17 protein-coding genes are annotated in these 17,680 nt (G+C 58.3%); 11 read left to right on the top strand and 6 right to left on the bottom strand.

The features are described from left to right. The first annotated feature begins 668 nt into the window (after positions 1-668). The 4 genes from LOY56_RS06730 to arfB all read left to right on the top strand — a co-directional run bounded on the left by LOY56_RS06730 (position 669) and on the right by arfB (position 4,341). Entirely contained in the window at positions 669-2,090 is a 1,422-nt protein-coding gene (locus LOY56_RS06730; RefSeq protein ID WP_258620651.1) for an amino acid permease, read from the top strand. 218 nt (positions 2,091-2,308) lie between these two features. Further along, positions 2,309-2,809 (top strand): Hcp family type VI secretion system effector, encoded by a 501-nt coding sequence (locus LOY56_RS06735; protein ID WP_258620653.1) that lies wholly within the window; start codon positions 2,309-2,311, stop codon positions 2,807-2,809. Beyond that, the gene (locus tag LOY56_RS06740) at positions 2,802-3,500 is read left to right on the top strand and encodes a DUF4225 domain-containing protein (RefSeq protein ID WP_258620655.1); all 699 of its coding nucleotides are present in this window, start codon (positions 2,802-2,804) and stop codon (positions 3,498-3,500) included. Before LOY56_RS06735 ends, LOY56_RS06740 begins: the two co-directional genes overlap by 8 nt. A 427-nt stretch (positions 3,501-3,927) precedes the next feature. After that, positions 3,928-4,341 carry an alternative ribosome rescue aminoacyl-tRNA hydrolase ArfB gene (gene arfB / locus LOY56_RS06745; RefSeq protein ID WP_258620656.1) on the top strand — a complete coding sequence of 138 codons (414 nt, stop codon included), beginning with the start codon at positions 3,928-3,930 and terminating at the stop codon, positions 4,339-4,341. On the opposite strand, the gene LOY56_RS06750 is transcribed toward arfB, so the two are convergent. The 6 genes from LOY56_RS06750 to phhA form a co-directional block, all read right to left on the bottom strand. Then, the gene (locus LOY56_RS06750; RefSeq protein WP_258620658.1) at positions 4,338-5,567 is read right to left on the bottom strand and encodes an MFS transporter; all 1,230 of its coding nucleotides are present in this window, start codon (positions 5,565-5,567) and stop codon (positions 4,338-4,340) included. The two genes, arfB and LOY56_RS06750, sit on opposite strands and share 4 nt — an antisense overlap. A 103-nt stretch (positions 5,568-5,670) precedes the next feature. Further along, complete coding sequence (locus LOY56_RS06755) at positions 5,671-5,865, bottom strand: hypothetical protein (RefSeq protein ID WP_201059596.1); 195 nt, start codon at positions 5,863-5,865, stop codon at positions 5,671-5,673. A gap of 72 nt (positions 5,866-5,937) precedes the next feature. Then, positions 5,938-6,069, bottom strand: a complete 132-nt coding sequence (locus LOY56_RS06760; RefSeq protein ID WP_258620661.1) for a hypothetical protein — start codon at positions 6,067-6,069, stop codon at positions 5,938-5,940. Positions 6,070-6,362: 293 nt separating this feature from the next. Continuing rightward, positions 6,363-7,556, bottom strand: coding sequence for an amino acid aminotransferase (locus LOY56_RS06765; RefSeq protein ID WP_408980353.1), 1,194 nt, complete (start codon positions 7,554-7,556; stop codon positions 6,363-6,365). Then, entirely contained in the window at positions 7,556-7,912 is a 357-nt protein-coding gene (locus LOY56_RS06770) for a 4a-hydroxytetrahydrobiopterin dehydratase (RefSeq protein ID WP_007902503.1), read from the bottom strand. The genes LOY56_RS06765 and LOY56_RS06770 overlap by 1 nt, the downstream gene beginning before the upstream one ends. Before the next feature lie 69 nt (positions 7,913-7,981). Next, positions 7,982-8,773: a phenylalanine 4-monooxygenase gene (gene phhA / locus LOY56_RS06775; RefSeq protein ID WP_258620662.1), complete on the bottom strand. Its 792-nt coding sequence runs from the start codon at positions 8,771-8,773 to the stop codon at positions 7,982-7,984. A 281-nt stretch (positions 8,774-9,054) separates the two neighbouring features. Here phhA and LOY56_RS06780 point away from each other — a divergent pair, with 281 nt between their 5' ends. The 7 genes from LOY56_RS06780 (at position 9,055) to flgK (ending at position 17,680) form a co-directional block, all read left to right on the top strand. After that, a complete protein-coding gene (locus LOY56_RS06780) occupies positions 9,055-10,614 on the top strand; it encodes a sigma-54-dependent phenylalanine hydroxylase transcriptional regulator PhhR (RefSeq protein WP_007902506.1) in 1,560 nt (519 codons plus the stop codon). Between the two features lie 233 nt (positions 10,615-10,847). Next, on the top strand, positions 10,848-11,588 hold the full coding sequence (locus LOY56_RS06785) for a flagellar basal body rod protein FlgF (RefSeq protein WP_258620663.1): 741 nt from the start codon (positions 10,848-10,850) through the stop codon (positions 11,586-11,588). Positions 11,589-11,633: 45 nt separating this feature from the next. Then, entirely contained in the window at positions 11,634-12,419 is a 786-nt protein-coding gene (gene flgG / locus LOY56_RS06790; RefSeq protein WP_258620664.1) for a flagellar basal-body rod protein FlgG, read from the top strand. Positions 12,420-12,471: 52 nt separating this feature from the next. Beyond that, the gene (flgH, locus tag LOY56_RS06795; protein ID WP_258620665.1) at positions 12,472-13,167 is read left to right on the top strand and encodes a flagellar basal body L-ring protein FlgH; all 696 of its coding nucleotides are present in this window, start codon (positions 12,472-12,474) and stop codon (positions 13,165-13,167) included. A gap of 6 nt (positions 13,168-13,173) precedes the next feature. Continuing rightward, positions 13,174-14,283 carry a flagellar basal body P-ring protein FlgI gene (locus LOY56_RS06800; protein ID WP_258620666.1) on the top strand — a complete coding sequence of 370 codons (1,110 nt, stop codon included), beginning with the start codon at positions 13,174-13,176 and terminating at the stop codon, positions 14,281-14,283. Between the two features lie 11 nt (positions 14,284-14,294). Then, a complete protein-coding gene (flgJ, locus tag LOY56_RS06805; RefSeq protein WP_258620667.1) occupies positions 14,295-15,596 on the top strand; it encodes a flagellar assembly peptidoglycan hydrolase FlgJ in 1,302 nt (433 codons plus the stop codon). 23 nt (positions 15,597-15,619) lie between these two features. Beyond that, entirely contained in the window at positions 15,620-17,680 is a 2,061-nt protein-coding gene (gene flgK, locus LOY56_RS06810) for a flagellar hook-associated protein FlgK (protein WP_258620668.1), read from the top strand.

Consider the following 17,680-nt stretch of genomic DNA (forward strand, 5'->3'; position numbering starts at 1 on the left):
GGCTCATTGATCTGATTTGGCAAACTTGCGTTACATCTCGTCAATAAAACCTTACGAAAAGCGCCTTTAAACCCTTTGAAATGCCAAGGCGAAAACTACTGTAAGGAAAATCTGCCGTCCGCCAGCATTCGTTCGCTGTCCAGGGGCTCTGGCGCGCTTGTTTCAGCAGCGAAGGAAGGATGAGATGCGCCCATGCCTGTCGTGCAGGTGCATAACAAGAAGGAGGCGCAATGAACGCCGTGGCTCATCTTTACCTCTCTGCGTGGAGCGATTTTTCCGCTGCTCCTATCGATGACCCGCAAAGGTCTGACTCAATTTTTGCAGTCGCCCGAGACCCTCGAGGCGGACACAGGCAATCCCGGCAACCGACGCGCTGATCCTGCGGTGTCTGGTAGCAGGGGGTTACAGGTGTACAATGCGCCCGCGTTTTAACTGTGACCTTCTGCGCAATCGCGCAAACCTCAAGGCTATCCGCCTTGTTCACTCCGTCGCGTCACGAGCGTGTCGGGTTCGATTTCGTCACAGATAAAAACAAACAGGTGACGCATGACTGTCGTAAAAACGCTGAACTCCTGGTGCCTGCGCTGGGGTTTGATCGGCGCTGCTTGAAATCGCAACTGAGCAGCAACGTCTACTGAACATCATCAAACCTTGCGTGAGACCTTTTCATGAGTGGACAAAACTCGCATTCAGGCGAGCTGAAACGCGGCCTGAAAAATCGTCATATTCAATTGATAGCCCTCGGTGGCGCGATCGGTACCGGGTTGTTCCTCGGCTCGGCCGGCGTGCTCAAATCCGCCGGCCCGTCGATGATCCTCGGCTACGCCATTTGCGGCTTCATTGCCTTCATGATCATGCGCCAGCTGGGCGAAATGATCGTCGAAGAGCCGGTCGCCGGTTCGTTCAGCCACTTCGCCCATAAATACTGGGGCGGTTTTGCCGGTTTCCTGTCGGGCTGGAACTGCTGGATTCTGTACATTCTGGTGGGCATGTCGGAGCTGACCGCGGTCGGCAAATACATCCATTACTGGGCGCCGGACATTCCAACCTGGGTATCGGCAGCCGGGTTCTTCGTATTGATCAACCTGATCAACCTGGCCAACGTCAAAGTCTTTGGCGAGGCCGAGTTCTGGTTCGCGATCATCAAGGTCGTGGCGATTGTCGGCATGATTGCCTTGGGCAGCTACTTGTTGGTCAGCGGTAACGGCGGCCCGCAAGCCTCTGTGACCAACCTGTGGGAACACGGCGGCTTCTTCCCGAACGGCGTTAGCGGACTGGTGATGGCCATGGCAATCATCATGTTCTCCTTCGGCGGTCTGGAAATGCTCGGTTTCACCGCCGCTGAAGCCGACAAGCCGAAAACCGTGATCCCGAAAGCCATCAATCAGGTGATCTACCGGATCCTGATTTTCTACATCGGTGCGCTGGTGGTTCTGTTGTCGCTGACCCCTTGGGACAGTTTGTTGGCAACCCTGAATGCTTCCGGCGACGCGTATAGCGGCAGCCCGTTCGTGCAAGTGTTCTCGATGCTCGGTAGCAACACCGCCGCGCACATCCTCAACTTCGTGGTGCTGACCGCGGCGCTGTCGGTGTACAACAGCGGCACCTACTGCAACAGCCGCATGCTGCTGGGCATGGCCGAGCAGGGCGATGCGCCGAAGGCCTTGTCGAAGATCGACAAGCGTGGCGTGCCGGTGCGTTCGATCCTGGCGTCGGCCGCCGTGACCCTGGTCGCGGTGCTGCTGAACTACCTGGTTCCGCAACATGCACTGGAACTGTTGATGTCGTTGGTGGTTGCGACCCTGGTAATCAACTGGGCGATGATCAGCTTCTCGCACTTCAAGTTCCGTCAGCACATGAACAAGACCCAACAGACGCCATTGTTCAAGGCCCTGTGGTACCCGTACGGTAACTATGTTTGCCTGGCGTTCGTGGTGTTCATCCTTGGTGTGATGCTGCTGATCCCGGGCATCCAGATCTCGGTGTACGCGATTCCGGTGTGGGTCGCGTTCATGTGGATCTGCTACGGCATCAAGAATAAGCGTAGCGCCCAGCATGCGTTGCAGGCAGCAGGCTCTGCTGCCAAGTAAGTGCAAAACGCAGAACAACGAACCCGGCCATGTGCCGGGTTTGTTGTTTTTATGTATACCTTTGCGATTGTGCTGAAGTCTTGATCCTACAAGGTCATTCTCTGTTTATTACAGTAATTTCGGAAAAACTGAAAAACAGGCAGAGGTTCAGAAATGGCCTACAACCTGTCGGTTACTTTTTGTCATACGCTGGCGCTCCCAATACATAAGGAGTGATTATGGCCAGTCACAGCTACATGACTATTACCGGTAAGCGTCAAGGTTTGATTTCCGCTGGCTGCTCCGGTCAAAGCTCCATCGGTAATAAATGTCAGTCCGGCCATCAGGACGAAATAATGGTGTTGGCTTACTTGCACGATATGCTGACGGGAAATGACGGTGCCATGGCCGGTGGTCGCGGCAAACATATGCCGGTCATGATCACCAAGGCTATCGATAAATCTTCACCTCTGTTGGCGAGCGCGTTGCATGAGCGTGAAGAAGTGGAGTGCATTATCAATTTTTACCGCACCGCAACAACTGGAGGGCAGGAGCGATATTATTCAATCCATCTCACCGGTGCACGTATCGCGCATATCAGTCAGCAAGTACCTCACGCTGTACGTATGAATGATGCTGAACCGCAAGAGCAAGTGTCCATTCGTTATAGAGATATTGCCTGGGCGCACGTTCCTGGGGCGACGAGTGCGTACAGTACCTGGGCGAATGAAGATGAATGAGGACTCCTGTGATATTCATGATGTGACGAAAGCCGCTTCTGATTTGGTGGCGGTTGGATGCAACATCAGCATGACTTATCTGCCGGACGGTTTTACCCGGCTACGGTTCAGTTCGATTATTTCATCCTATGCTAACGAGGTTATTCAGGCCGTTGACGAAGGGCTCATAAGCGCGTGGCAAGGGGTTCAGGAATTAAGAGCCGAGCACGAAGAGTTATTGTCGAAGGTGCTTTTTTATACTCAAAACGGCATCGGTGTTTTGGCGGGAGGGATGCAAATTGAAGTTGGCATTGCGATTGCGGGCGCGTCATGGGGAGTCGGAGTCGTGCCAGGTGCGCTTCTAATCGGTCATGGGGCTAATAACATCGCCGAGGGAGTGGCGAATATTTATAACGGCCCCGATGTGCCTAGTGCTCAAGGTCCTATTAGGCGTGGCTATCAAGCTCTTTTTAGGGATGATTATAAGGGGAGTATGGCATATTACTCTACCGATTTGTTATTGTCCGGTTATGGCTTATTTAGGAGGGTGCGCAAGCCTGGTTCTTTTCAACTATTTAGGTACGATCCCGTTAGTAATGAACGGGCTTATCAGCAAGCTGGTACTCTAGCTTTGTTTTTTGAGGGTTTGGTTGATTCTATAACGTTAAGTTCTATTGCTAAAGAGGGGTCGTCGATGGTAGGCAATAATTGATGTTGCGCGGTATGATCATGTTTATGCTATACCACGTAATCTTGGGATGTAGAAGCGCAAACCGAATAATACAATGGGGGCGTACGTTGCTAAGTAGGCAATGTTTAAATTGCGTCCCTCTAGCGGTATTATTTCGGTTATGGTCCAGACAACGGCTCCCATAATAGGAATTGAGTAGCCTGAAACCAAGCAGGTTACCGCTAAGTAGTATCGGATATTCTCAAGGCTCATTAGTTAATATAATCCTTCAATGTGAAGTCTTAGATTAGTATAGCCCTTCGAATCAAAGCAACTCCCCTTTTGTAAATCAGAGAATACTGTAAGAAAAGTCTGGCATGCTTCATTAACTACTCCTGCTCCAGTAATTGCCTGCTAATCAGAACCTCATTCGCGGTATCCTGAACACCCCGATCCTGGACTCTTTTCCATGCTGGTAATTTCCAACAACGTGCATCTTCCGGATGCCGAGATCGAGTTGACCGCTATTCGCGCCCAGGGTGCGGGTGGGCAGAACGTCAACAAGGTCTCCAGCGCCGTGCACCTGCGCTTCGACATTCCGGCCTCGTCCTTGCCCGAGTTCTACAAGGAACGGCTGCTGGCGTTGCGCGACAGTCGCATCACCAGCGAAGGCGTGTTGATCATCAAGGCCCAGCAATACCGCACGCAGGAGCAGAACCGCGCCGATGCATTGGAGCGCCTGACCGAGTTGATCCTCAGCGCCACCAAGGTTGAAAAGAAACGCCGCCCGACCAAGCCGACCCTCGGTTCGAAGACGCGTCGGCTCGAATCCAAGACCAAGCGCGGCAGCATCAAGGCCGGGCGGGGCAAGGTGGATTTCTAACGGGCGTTGCGTTCTTCGCGGTGCTTTTGATTAAGGTGCTTTTCATTAAAGTACTTTGGCGCTTGCCGGTACAAATAGATGCTCAGTGCCAAACCACTCAGCGCGGCCAATGCGGCAAACAGGAAGATCGAAGCAAAACCGAACCCCGCCGCAATCGCACCGGCCAAGGGCCCGGTAATCCCCAGCGACAAATCGATAAACAGTGAATAGGCCCCGACTGCCGCGCCACGGCTGGAGGCGGGCACCAGGTTGACCGCTTCCACGCCCAGCGCCGGGAACACCAGCGAAAATCCAAAACCGCTCAGCGCCGCACCGGCCAGTGCCCAATGGGCATCGGGTGCCAGCCACAGCAGCAACAGCCCGAGGGTTTCCACCGAAAGGCAGGCAATCGCCACGCGAAAGCCGCCGAGGCGGTTGATCAGGTTACCGAACAGCAACCGCGCGCCAATGAAACTGGCGCCGAACAGGCTCAGGCACAGCACCGCGTTGGACCACTGCCGAGTGGCGTAATACAGCGTGATGAATGTGGCGATGGTGCCAAAGCCGATAGAGCCCAGCGCCAGGCCACAGCCATGAGGCAGCACGCGCCCCAACACATGCATGAACGGCAGGCGTTCGCCAACAACGATAGGTGCAGCGGTTTTTGGCCAGGCCAGCGCCAGGCCCAGAACGGCCAGCAGCACGATGCTCATGCCCATGCTCCACAAACCCAGTTGACTCACCAGCAGCACTCCCAGCGGCGCGCCGACCGCCAGGGCACCGTAACTGGCGATGCCATTCCAGGAGATGACCTTGGCGGTGTTCGCTGCGCCGACCCGGCCGATGCCCCAGCCGATCGACCCGGAACCGACCAGGCTTTCTGCGCTGCCGAGCACCAGTCGGCCGATCAACAGGCTGATCAGGCTCAACATGGGCAGGCTTTGTGTCCAGGCCGAAATCAACATGAATACACCGCTCAAACCACAGCCAGCGAGGCCGTACATCACTGCCAGTTTGCTGCCCTTGTTATCGATGATGCGCCCGGCGTAAGGGCGGCTGAGCAGGGTGGCCAGGTATTGCACGCTGATCACCAGCCCGGCGATCACGGCGCCGAAACCGAGATCACTGTGGACGTAGCCCGGCAATACGGCCAGGGGAATGCCGATATTCAGGTAACCGATGAACGTGAACAGGACGATGGAAATAACTTGCAGCGTGACCGCCAGGGGGCGCTGGGTTTCTGACATGGGTAGAAGGTCCACGGGGCAGCTGGATAGATAGGCTGCTTATGATAGCGGCGCGGGCGGTCGCGGGGCTGGAAAAGTAAAACTATTTACCGGACAGGGAGAATCAGGATTTTGCGGGGGCAACCAATTGCGTCGTGACCAGGGCGGCCAGGGCGTTTTCTTCGCTGCCGAAGCGGGCCAGCAGGGTAGCTTGTTTCTCGGGGGAAAGGCGGTTCCAGATCTCGATCATCTTCTCGGCGGTGCCGATCAGGACGCTGGCCTGAGCTTCGTTGAATGTGACGCTGGATTCATCGGTCATGGGAAAGCTCAAGGTTCAGGCGGTGTGGAAAGCGCATATTAGCGCTTTCCACACGGTCTGGTCGTGCAGGTATCAGTCGTCGCTGTCGGCCTGGCGGCGTTCAGGTGCTTCTTTCGTCTCGGGCTGTTGGGCACCGGCTTGTTGCGTGGTCGTCTGCTCAGTGTCGTGCAGGCTTGGGAAGGGGAGATTAGGGATCTCGTGCATATAGCGCTCCTCGCAAAGTCTGTTGATAGATCTGGTAGATCCGCGCTTTCTAAAAAGCCTGGGCAGGATACAGCAGGAGAAATGACAAAAAGACTTTTATATCCAATTGTTGCGACGGATGGGATTGTCTAGACAGGTCTGTGTAGGAGCTGGCGGAAGCTGCGATGATCGTTCCCACGCTCCGCGTGGGAATGCAGCCCGGGACGCTCCGCGTCCCCTCCAAAGCCGAACGCGGAGCGTCCGTTGAGGCATTCCCACGCAGAGCGTGGGAATGATCAATGGAGAAACAGGGGTTACTTGCAGACGTCAGCGATAGCTTCGGCCAGCAAATCCAGACGCGTCGCATCAATCCCCGCGACGTTAGCCCGGCCTGAGCTGACCATGTATACGCTGTGATGCTCGCGCAATTGCTTGACCTGTTCCGGCGACAAACCGGTGTAGGAAAACATCCCGCGTTGCACACCAATGTGCGCAAATCGCTCGCGCAAGCCATGGGGTTCAAGCGCTTCGACCAGCCCGCTGCGCAACTGGGCGATGCGCAAACGCATGGCTTCCACTTCGTCGGCCCAGCGGCCTTTCAGCTCAGGGTCGCCGAGGATGGTCGCGACCACGGCGGCGCCATGATCCGGTGGCGTCGACCACAGGTTACGGGCGATGTTGGCCAGCTGGCTGCGGATATCCACCAGTTTGTCGGCGGTTTGCGCGCAGACAATCAGTGCGCCGGTGCGGTCGCAGTACAGGCCGAAGTTCTTCGAGCAGGAACTGGTGATCAGCACCTCCGGCAATTCGGCGGCGAACAGCCGGGTCGACCAGGCATCTTGCTCCAGACCGTCGCCAAAGCCCTGATAAGCGAAGTCGATCAGTGGCAGCAAATCGCGACTGCGCACCACGTCCAGCACTCGACGCCAATCGTCATGGGACAGATCGAAACCGGTCGGGTTGTGGCAGCAGGCATGCAGCAGCACCACATCGCCCTTGGGGGCTTCATTGAGCACCGCCAGCATCGCTTCCACATCGAGACGGTTATCGCTGCCCACGTACGGGTAATGACTGACCTTGACCCCGGCCGCCGCGAAAATGGTTTCGTGGATCGGCCAGGTCGGACTGCTCAACCACACGCCACGGCCCGGCAGGCATTGGGCGATGAAGTCGGCGCTCAAACGCAGTGCGCCAGTGCCGCCCGGCGTTTGAGTGGCGCCGGCCCGTTGTTCGGCGATCAGCGCCGAATCAGCGCCAAGCACCAACTCGTTGATGACCTTGCCGAACGCTACGCTGCCGTGGCCGCCAATGTAGGTCTTGGTGGATTGACGATCTACCAGGCGCTGCTCGGCGAGCTTTACCGCTTCGGGGATTGGCGTCAGGCCTTGGGCGTCTTTATAGACACCCACGCCGAGGTCGAATTTGCGCGGGTTGGGGTCCAGCGCGTAGGCCTCCATCAGGCCGAGAATCGGGTCGCCGGGTACTCGACCGATGGCATCGAAATGCATTATTTGCGGCCCTCGGCGTTCTTCGCCACTTCGTCGGTGCGTGCGGCCATGATGAAGTCGTTGCGGTGCAGGCCTTTGATGGAGTGGCTCCACCAGGTCACGGTGACTTTGCCCCACTCGGTCAGCAGGCCAGGGTGATGACCTTCGGCCTCGGAGATTTCACCGACGGCGTTGGTGAACGCCAGCGCGTGTTTGAAATTCTTGAACAGGAAAACTTTTTCCAGCTGCATCACGCTGTCGCGGACTTCGATGTTCCAGTCAGGGATCTGCTTGATCAGGATCGGCAATTCTTCGTCGCTGACCTGAGGGGCATCGGCGCGGCAGGCTTCGCAATGGGCTTGGTTCAGAGCGTTCATGGTGGGTTCCTGAATTCGATTCTTGTTGGAAATTACTATCTTTGCGCGTAAGTCGCGAGCGGGATCTGCTCAGGCCGCTTTGGGCTTTGGCGGAAATTTCGGTGTGTGCAACCCCAACTGCATACCTTGCTTGACCATTCCCATGATGTCTTCGTGGGCCAGATCGAACAGGCGCTTGAGGTTCGGCAAGACAAAGTACAGCGGTTGCAAGATGTCGATGCGGTACGGCGTGCGCATGCATTCCAGCGGGTCGAAGGCCTGATGCTCAGGCTCGTCCGACAGGCAGTAAACAGTTTCTTTGGGCGAGGACAGAATGCCGCCGCCGTAGATGCGCAGGCCTTGCGGCGTGTCGACCAGGCCGAACTCGATGGTCATCCAGTACAGGCGCGCCAGGTACACGCGTTCTTCCTTGGAAGCCTGTAGACCGAGTTTGCCGTAGGTGTGGGTGAATTCGGCGAACCAGGGGTTGGTCAGCAGCGGACAGTGGCCAAAGATCTCGTGGAAAATGTCCGGCTCTTGCAGGTAATCCAGCTCTTCGCGGGTGCGAATAAACGTCGCCACTGGAAACTGCTTGTTCGCCAGCAATTCGAAAAAGGTCTGGAAAGGAATCAGTGCGGGGACTCGGGCCACTTGCCAGCCGGTGGTTTCACCGAGGACCTTGTTGATTTCACCGAGTTGCGGAATGCGGTCGTGGGGCAGATCGAGTTTTTCGATACCGTCCAGGTATTCCTGGCACGCACGGCCCTCGACCACTTTCAGCTGGCGAGTGATCAGCGTGTTCCACACCGCGTGTTCTTCGGCGGGGTAGTCGATAAAACCTTGCGCATCGGGCTCGCGAGCCACGTATTGCGTCTGCTTCATGCTGCTCTCCTGCTAAGGGATTTGTTCTTGTTGTGTGTACAGCTATAGACCTAGAAATACCCCAAGGCGTGCGGTGTTGCAGCAGATGATCGTCGTTGCATGTAGGAAAAATCTGCGCTTTTCGTAAAGTATTCGTTACGGATTAGTCGCAGCTGCGCAAGTATTGATATTTTCGGGTTTGAAACGGCCCATGAGTGTCACATAATCTTGACGACTAACTGGATGCCCTCGCAGAAAATTCCTTGCGCCGGGCCTCGATCAACGCTGTTACAGGCCTTTATATGCGTATCAAAGTTCACTGCCAGAATCGCATCGGTATCCTGCGCGACATTCTCAACTTGCTAGTGGAGTACGGAATCAACGTCGCCCGCGGCGAAGTGGGCGGTGAGCACGGCAATGCGATCTATCTGCACTGCCCGAACCTGATCAATATTCAGTTCCAGGCGTTACGTCCGAAATTCGAGGCGATTGGCGGGGTATTCGGCGTCAAGCGCGTAGGGCTGATGCCCAGCGAGCGTCGGCACATGGAGCTCAATGCCTTGCTCGGGGCGCTGGAATTTCCGGTGCTGTCGATCGACATGGGCGGCTCCATCGTCGCGGCCAACCGTGCGGCGGCACAGTTGCTCGGGGTGCGGGTGGATGAAGTGCCGGGGATTCCACTGTCGCGGTATGCCGAGGATTTCGATTTGCCGGAGCTGGTGCGCGCCAACAAGTCGCGGATTAACGGCTTGCGGGTCAAGGTCAAGGGTGACGTGTTTCTCGCCGACATCGCGCCACTGCAATCGGAGCATGATGAAAGCGAGGCCATGGCCGGTGCAGTGTTAACGTTGCACCGCGCGGATCGGGTAGGCGAGCGTATCTATAACGTGCGCAAGCAGGAGTTGCGCGGCTTCGACAGTATTTTCCAGAGCTCGAAAGTGATGGCTGCGGTGGTTCGCGAAGCGCGACGCATGGCGCCACTGGATGCGCCGCTATTGATAGAAGGCGAAACCGGCACCGGCAAGGAGTTGTTGGCGCGGGCCTGTCACCTGGCGAGCCCGCGTGGTCAGTCACCGTTGATGGCGCTCAACTGCGCCGGTCTGCCTGAGTCCATGGCCGAGACCGAACTGTTCGGCTACGGCCCTGGTGCCTTCGAAGGCGCGCGGGCCGAAGGCAAGCTCGGGCTGTTGGAGCTGACGGCGGGCGGTACGTTGTTTCTCGATGGTGTCGGCGAAATGAGCCCGCGCTTGCAGGTGAAGTTGCTGCGCTTTCTGCAGGACGGTTGCTTCCGTCGTGTCGGCAGCGATGAAGAGGTTTATCTGGATGTGCGGGTGATCTGCGCGACTCAAGTGGACTTGTCCGAGCTGTGCGCTCGCGGTGAGTTTCGCCAGGATTTGTATCACCGCTTGAACGTGCTCTCGCTGCATATTCCGCCGCTGCGCGAATGCCTCGACGGGTTGGCGCCGCTGGTGGAGCACTTCCTCGATCAGGCCAGTCGGCAGATCGGTTGTCCGTTGCCAAAACTGGCGCCAGCGGCGATGGAGCGGCTCAGTCACTATCATTGGCCGGGTAACGTGCGGCAGTTGGAAAACGTACTGTTCCAGGCGGTTTCCCTGTGCGACGGCGGCACTGTCAAAGCCGAGCACATTCGTCTGCCGGACTACGGCGTGCGTCAGCCGCTTGGCGATTTTTCCCTTGAGGGCGGCCTGGACGAGATTGTCGGGCGCTTTGAAAAGGCCGTGCTGGAGCGCTTGTATTCCGAGCATCCGAGCAGTCGGCAACTGGGCAAGCGGTTGGGGGTTTCGCATACGACCATTGCCAATAAGTTGCGTGAGTACGAAGTCGGTAAAGACAACACCTGACTGATCGTTCCCACGCAGAGCGTGGGAACGATCAGGGGGTAACTGAGGATTGCCGCGAAGCGGCATAACACCGCCGGTTTTTCGTCTTCGATACATTTCCCAATTCTCTCTGAATCCCTCAAGTCCTTTGTTTGTCGGGCCGTGCGCCGCCAGAAAAAAGTTGGTCTGCAAATTGCTTATGGCTCAGCAGTACAGCGGTGGGCGGCAAACGTCCGGCATGCAGAGGAAAGAGTGTGGACAAGTACCTTTATGTGGCAATGACCGGCGCCAGCCAGAATGCACTGGCGCAGAAGGCTCATGCCAACAACCTGGCGAACATCTCTACCAACGGTTTTCAGAAGGACCTGGAACAGGCCCGTTCGATGCCGGTGTTTGGTGACAGCTTTCCGGCGCGTGCGTTTGCCATGAGCGAACGTCCTGCCACCGACTTCTCTCCGGGTACGCTGGTGGAAACCGGTCGTGACCTCGACGTCGCGGTGCAAGGCAATGGCTGGATTGCCGTGCAGAACCCTGATGGCGGTGAAAGCTACGTGCGCACCGGCAGCCTCAACGTTGACGCGCTGGGTGTGCTGCGTGCCGGCAACGGTATGCCGGTGGTCGGCAATGGCGGGCCCATTGCCGTACCGCCCGAGCAGCAGATCGAAGTCGGCGAAGACGGCACCGTCAGCATCCGCGCGATGGGCGAAGGCCCGCGGGTGATGGCCGAAGTCGACCGCATCAAACTGGTCAACCCGGACTTCAAGAACATGACCAAAGGCCTGGACGGTTCGATCCACACCCAGGACGGCAAGCCGGCACAAGCCGATGCCAAGGTCAAACTGGTGTCCGGGTTCCTCGAGTCGAGCAACGTCAATGCCGTGGAAGAAATGACCTCGGTGCTGGCGCTGGCCAAGCAGTTCGAGCTGCACATCAAGATGATGAATACCGCCAAAGACGATGACCAGGCCATGGCTCGGGTCTTGCAGATCAGCTAATTATCAGAACGTCGCGCCGTAAAACAGGCGCACGAGGAGAATCGAATGCTTCCGGCTCTATGGGTTGCCAAAACAGGTCTGTCCGCCCAGGACACCAACCTCACCACCATTTCCAACAACCTGGCGAACGTATCGACCACGGGTTTCAAACGTGACCGCGCCGAGTTCCAGGACTTGCTGTATCAGATCAAACGCCAGCCAGGCGCCCAGTCGACCCAGGACAGCGAATTGCCGTCGGGTCTGCAAGTGGGTACCGGTGTTCGCATCGTCGGCACCCAGAAAAACTTCACCGCCGGTAGCCTGCAAACCACCGAGCAGCCGTTGGACATGGCCATCGACGGTCGCGGTTTCTTCCAGATTCTGCAGCCCGATGGCACCACGTCCTACACCCGTGACGGTACCTTTCACCTGGATTCCAACGGCCAGATCGTCAACGCCAGCGGCTTCGCCCTAGAGCCGGCCATTGTCATTCCGAACAACGCCCAGACTTTCACCGTTGGCCGTGACGGCACCGTATCCATCACCGTTCCCGGCAACCCGGCCGCCCAGGTGATCGGCAACCTGCAAACCGCCGACTTCATCAACCCGGCCGGTCTGCAAGCGGTGGGTAACAACCTGTTCCTGGAAACCGCTGCCAGTGGCGCGCCGCAAGTCGGCACCCCGGGCCTCGCCGGTTTCGGCACCACGCTGCAGAACACCCTGGAAACGTCCAACGTCAGCACCGTTGAAGAGATGGTCAACATGATCACCACTCAGCGCGCCTACGAGATGAACTCCAAGGTGATCTCCACCGCCGACCAGATGCTCTCGTTCGTAACGCAGAATCTGTAATCAAGTCTATGAGGCGGCCATGAGGTCGCCTGCAACACCGTGAGGTAGGGTCATGAATCGCTTTGTATCTGTTCTGGCACTGAGTGGGGTCGTCGTGCTCGCGGGCTGCGTTGCCCCGCCGCCCAAGCCCAATGACCCTTACTACGCCCCGGTGTTGCCGCGCACGCCGCTGCCGGCTGCCGCCAATAATGGCTCGATCTACCAGGCCGGTTTCGAACAGAACCTGTACGGCGACCGCAAGGCATTCCGGGTCGGTGACATCATCACCATCACCCTGAATGAGCGTACCCAGGCGAGCAAGAACGCCAACTCGCAGATGGACAAGAACAGCGATAACAAGATCGGCCTGACCTCGTTGTTCGGCTCCAACCTGACCACCCATAACCCGATTGGCAGCAACGATCTGAGCCTGAACGCGGGCTATAGCGCCGACCGCTCGACGAAGGGCGACAGCAAGTCCGGCCAGAGCAACAGCCTGACCGGTTCGATCACCGTGACCGTCGCCGACGTGTTGCCCAACGGCATCATCGCCGTGCGCGGCGAGAAGTGGCTGACCCTCAACACCGGTGACGAACTGGTACGGATTGCCGGCCTCGTTCGCGCCGATGACATCGCCACCGACAACACCGTGTCGTCGACCCGCGTCGCCGATGCACGCATCACCTATTCGGGCACCGGTGCGTTTGCCGATGCGAGTCAGCCAGGCTGGTTCGACCGTTTCTTCCTCAGCCCGCTGTTCCCTTTCTAGGTGGCTATGTTGAATCTTAAACACCTGATAGTGGGCGCTCTGTTGCTGTCCGTGGCCTTCGATGCTCAAGCCGAGCGGCTGAAGGACATCGCCAGTATTTCCGGCGTGCGTTCCAACCAATTGATCGGCTATGGCCTGGTGGTCGGGCTTAACGGCACCGGTGACCAGACGACCCAGACCCCGTTCACTCTGCAGACCTTCAACAACATGCTTTCGCAGTTCGGCATCAAGGTGCCGGCAGGCTCTGGCAACGTGCAGTTGAAAAACGTCGCGGCGGTATCGATCAGTGCCGACTTGCCGGCGTTCGCCAAGCCGGGTCAGCAGGTGGACATCACCGTAGCGTCCATCGGTAACTCCAAAAGCCTGCGCGGCGGTACCTTGCTGTTGACGCCGCTCAAAGGTATCGATGGCAACGTCTACGCCATCGCTCAGGGCAACCTGGTGGTTGGCGGTTTCGATGCCGAAGGTCGTGACGGTTCGAAGATTACCGTCAACGTTCCATCGGCCGGTCGCATCCCGGGTGGTGCGTCGGTCGAGCGTGCGGTGCCAAGCGGTTTCAATCAGGGCAACAGCCTGACCCTGAACCTCAATCGTTCGGACTTCACCACTGCCAAGCGCATCGTCGACAAGATCAACGACATGCTCGGCCCTGGTGTGGCCCAGGCCATTGACGGTGGCTCGATCCGCGTGACGGCGCCACTCGATCCGAGCCAGCGGGTCGACTATTTGTCGATCCTGGAAAACCTCGAAGTCGACCCGGGTCAGGCGGTGGCGAAAGTCATCATCAATTCGCGCACCGGTACCATCGTGATCGGCCAGAACGTCAAGGTTTCTCCGGCTGCCGTGACCCACGGCAGCCTGACCGTGACCATCACCGAAGACCCGATCGTCAGCCAGCCCGGCCCTCTGTCCAACGGGCAGACAGCGGTCGTGCCGCGCTCGCGGGTCAACGCCCAGCAGGAAGCCAAGCCGATGTTCAAATTCGGCCCGGGCACCACTCTCGACGAAATCGTTCGTGCGGTGAACCAGGTCGGCGCGGCGCCGGGTGACTTGATGGCGATTCTCGAAGCGCTGAAACAGGCCGGCGCATTGCAAGCCGACCTGATCGTGATCTGAGGACGGCGACCATGGATATGCGCAAAAGCGGTCTGGTCAGTAGCAGTGACTCAGGTTCTTACTCGGACCTGAACCGCCTGAACCAGCTCAAGGTCGGTGACAAGAACAGCGATGCGAACATGCGCAAAGTGGCGCAGGAATTCGAGTCGCTGTTCCTCGGTGAAATGCTCAAGTCCATGCGCTCGGCCACCGAAGCGCTGGGTCAGGACAATCCGCTCAACACGCCGGCAGCCAAGCAATACCAGGAAATGTACGACCAGCAGTTGGCCGTTTCCATGTCCCGCGAAGGCGGTGGTATTGGTCTGGCGGACGTGCTGATGCGCCAGATGTCGAAGAACAAACCCATGGCGCCAGGGGAGGCGGCGGCAGCGTCTGCCGCCAAGCAGGCTGCCGCGAAAGCCGCGGTGGAAACACCGATTGCCGCCGGTACGGTCGCTACTAACGGGCCGTTGTCGCGTCTCAATGGTGAGCGCCCGTTGTGGGCTTCGCGCTCGGTGAAGTCGCCGGCAAGCGCGGGTGATGGCGCTCATCGCAATGACATGGCGCTGATCAATCAGCGGCGTCTGGCGTTGCCACCAAAACTGGCGGACCGTCTGCTCGCCGGGCTGGTGCCTTCTGCATCGGTATCGACATCGACCACGGCGACGCCCGCGCAGAACAGCCTCCAGGTCCCGCAAAGCAACAAAACCGGTTCCGGTTCCCTGTACAACGGCGATTGGCTGACTTCGCAAACGGACACGACCGCCAGCGGGCGCTTGCAGATTTATGGTCGCGCCATGGCTCAAATACCCCTGGCGCCAGCGAAGAAAGCCTTCAGCTCGGCCGACGAATTCGTCGACACCATGCTGCCGCTGGCGAAGGAAGCCGCCGACCGCATCGGCGTCGATCCGCGTTACCTGGTGGCTCAGGCTGCCCTGGAAACCGGTTGGGGCAAATCGGTCATGCGCGCCCAGGATGGCAGCAGCAGCCACAACCTGTTCGGCATCAAGGCCAGCGGTAACTGGCAGGGCGATTCGGCGCGGGCGATCACCAGCGAATTCAGAAATGGCGAGAAGGTCAAGGAGACAGCCGAGTTCCGTTCCTACGGCTCTTACAAAGACAGCTTCCATGACCTTGTGACGCTGCTGCAAAGCAATAATCGCTATCAAGATGTGCTGAAGTCGGCCGATAACCCAGAACAGTTTGTACGCGAGTTGCAAAAAGCCGGGTATGCAACCGACCCGGATTACGCAAGCAAGATTTCGCAGATAGCCAAGCAGATGACGAGTTATCAAAACTACGCTGCGGCGGGCGCTTCCACCACGCCTTTATAGGCACAAGGTATAAGGTTTGAACCATGAGTTTGCTCAATATCGGGATGTCGGGTTTATCCGCTAGCCAAACCGCGCTGATGACTACCGGCAATAACATTGCCAACGCCGACACCGCCGGGTACTCACGCCAGCAAACCGTGCAGGGCACCAAGGCCTCGAACCCGTTCGGAAATGTCTACATCGGCACCGGTACGACCCTGGCCGATGTGCGCCGGGTGTACAACAGCTACCTCGATGCGCAACTGCAAACCTCCACCTCGCTCAACAGCGACTCGGCGGCTTACGCCGGGCAGATCAGCCCGCTCGATGCCTTGTTGTCGGACAGCGGCACCGGACTCAATGGCGCCCTGACCAAGTTCTTTGCTTCGGTACAAAACGTCAACGCCAAGCCGGGCGACGATGCTTCCCGTCAACTGCTGCTCAGCGATGCGCAAGCCCTGAGCAATCGGTTCAACTCGATCTCCAGCCAGTTGACGCAGCAGAACGCCAACGTCAACGGCAACCTGGCGGACATGGCCGATCAGGTCAATAAACTGGCCGCCACCGTGGCCCAGTTGAACCAGAAAATTTCCGAAATTTCCAACGCTGGCGGCCAGCCCAACGACTTGCTCGATGCGCGCAACGAGACCGTGCACCAGTTGTCCACCTTCACCGGTGCGCAAGTGATCGAGCGTAACGGCAGCCTCGATATTTACCTGGGCAGCGGTCAGCCGCTGGTCATGGGCAGCACCGCCAGCAAGCTGGAAGTGGTGCCGAGCAAAACCGACCCGTCGCGTTCGGCCATTCAACTCAATCGCGGCTCGAGCACCATCGACATCACCTCGGTCGTGACCGGTGGTGAGATGGGCGGCTTGCTGCGTTATCGCAGCACTGTGCTGGACCCGGCCATGAACGAGCTGGGTCGCGTGGCGCTGGTCGTTGCCGATCAGATGAACACCCTTCAGGCCCAAGGCATCGACAAGAACGGTGACTTCGGCTCGAACCTGTTCAACAGCATCAACAGTGCCGCGCAAATGGCCCAACGCAGTATCGCTACCGTCGGCAACAGCGCAGGCTCGGGCAATTTCGATGTGACCATCGAGGACAGCGGCAAGCTGACCATCAACGATTACAAGGTCACGTTCACCACCACCACTGACTACACCGTGCAGCGTCTGCCTGAAGGCACCGCCGTGGGCGCATCCAGCACGCTGATCACGCCGCCGCCGGTGATCGATGGTTTCTCCATTAAGCTCACCGGTGGCACCGCAGCCGCCGGCGACACCTTCAAGATCACCCCGACCCGCAACGCGGCGACCAACATCAAGACCGAGATGACCGACTCCAAACGTCTGGCCATCGCGGCACCGTTGGGCGCGGCCATTGCGCCGGGCGGAAGCGGCACGTTGACGATTCCGGCCAGCGGTCAACCGACCCTGACCACGAAGTTCGATATCTACGACTCGGCCACCACGCTGGCCATTCAGAACGGGCTGAAGAACTCGACGCCGGTCAAAATCGTGTTCGGTGCCACGGGTGGTACGACCCAGACTTACCAAATGCTTGATGCCAAGGGTAACCCGCTCAGCAGCGGCACCATCGTGCCGGGCCAGAACAACACGCTGAGCCTGACCATTCCTCTGGTCGACGCCAGCGGCGCCGCGATCAATGATCCGGGACCGCCAGTTGTGCAGCGTACCGCGACCTTCGACATGACCGTAGCCGGTTCGCCAGGTAACGGTACCGCGATCAACGTCACGCTCAGTCAGCCGGGGACGCTGGACAACCGCAACGGTACCGCACTGGCCGGCTTGCAGACCAAGCAGACGGTAGACACCGGTTCGGCCAGTAAAGGCATTTCCCTGAACGACGCCTACGGCAAACTGGTCGAGGGCGTAGGCGCCAAGGCCGCTCAGGGCAAGCTCGACAGCGCTGCCACCGACGCGATTCTGGCCAACGCCAAAGGCGCTCGCGATTCGCTATCGGGTGTCGACCTCGATGAGGAGACCGGCAACCTGGTCAAATATCAGCAGTACTACACCGCGTCTTCGCAGATCATCAAGGCTGCGCAGGAAATCTTCAGCACACTGATCAACAGTCTTTAA

Source organism: Pseudomonas sp. B21-048 (genome assembly GCF_024748615.1).
Taxonomy (GTDB): domain Bacteria; phylum Pseudomonadota; class Gammaproteobacteria; order Pseudomonadales; family Pseudomonadaceae; genus Aquipseudomonas.

Coding starts and splice junctions, on each gene's coding strand:
- LOY56_RS06740 (WP_258620655.1), top strand. CDS start 2,802: ATGAATGAGGACTCCTGTGATATTCATGATGTGACGAAAGCCGCTTCT.
- LOY56_RS06760 (WP_258620661.1), bottom strand. CDS start 6,069: ATGCACGAGATCCCTAATCTCCCCTTCCCAAGCCTGCACGACACTGAG.
- flgJ (WP_258620667.1), top strand. CDS start 14,295: ATGGATATGCGCAAAAGCGGTCTGGTCAGTAGCAGTGACTCAGGTTCT.
- phhA (WP_258620662.1), bottom strand. CDS start 8,773: ATGAAGCAGACGCAATACGTGGCTCGCGAGCCCGATGCGCAAGGTTTT.
- LOY56_RS06770 (WP_007902503.1), bottom strand. CDS start 7,912: ATGAACGCTCTGAACCAAGCCCATTGCGAAGCCTGCCGCGCCGATGCC.
- flgK (WP_258620668.1), top strand. CDS start 15,620: ATGAGTTTGCTCAATATCGGGATGTCGGGTTTATCCGCTAGCCAAACC.
- LOY56_RS06730 (WP_258620651.1), top strand. CDS start 669: ATGAGTGGACAAAACTCGCATTCAGGCGAGCTGAAACGCGGCCTGAAA.
- LOY56_RS06765 (WP_408980353.1), bottom strand. CDS start 7,556: ATGCATTTCGATGCCATCGGTCGAGTACCCGGCGACCCGATTCTCGGC.
- flgG (WP_258620664.1), top strand. CDS start 11,634: ATGCTTCCGGCTCTATGGGTTGCCAAAACAGGTCTGTCCGCCCAGGAC.
- LOY56_RS06735 (WP_258620653.1), top strand. CDS start 2,309: ATGGCCAGTCACAGCTACATGACTATTACCGGTAAGCGTCAAGGTTTG.
- LOY56_RS06750 (WP_258620658.1), bottom strand. CDS start 5,567: ATGTCAGAAACCCAGCGCCCCCTGGCGGTCACGCTGCAAGTTATTTCC.
- LOY56_RS06755 (WP_201059596.1), bottom strand. CDS start 5,865: ATGACCGATGAATCCAGCGTCACATTCAACGAAGCTCAGGCCAGCGTC.
- flgH (WP_258620665.1), top strand. CDS start 12,472: ATGAATCGCTTTGTATCTGTTCTGGCACTGAGTGGGGTCGTCGTGCTC.
- LOY56_RS06800 (WP_258620666.1), top strand. CDS start 13,174: ATGTTGAATCTTAAACACCTGATAGTGGGCGCTCTGTTGCTGTCCGTG.
- LOY56_RS06780 (WP_007902506.1), top strand. CDS start 9,055: ATGCGTATCAAAGTTCACTGCCAGAATCGCATCGGTATCCTGCGCGAC.
- arfB (WP_258620656.1), top strand. CDS start 3,928: ATGCTGGTAATTTCCAACAACGTGCATCTTCCGGATGCCGAGATCGAG.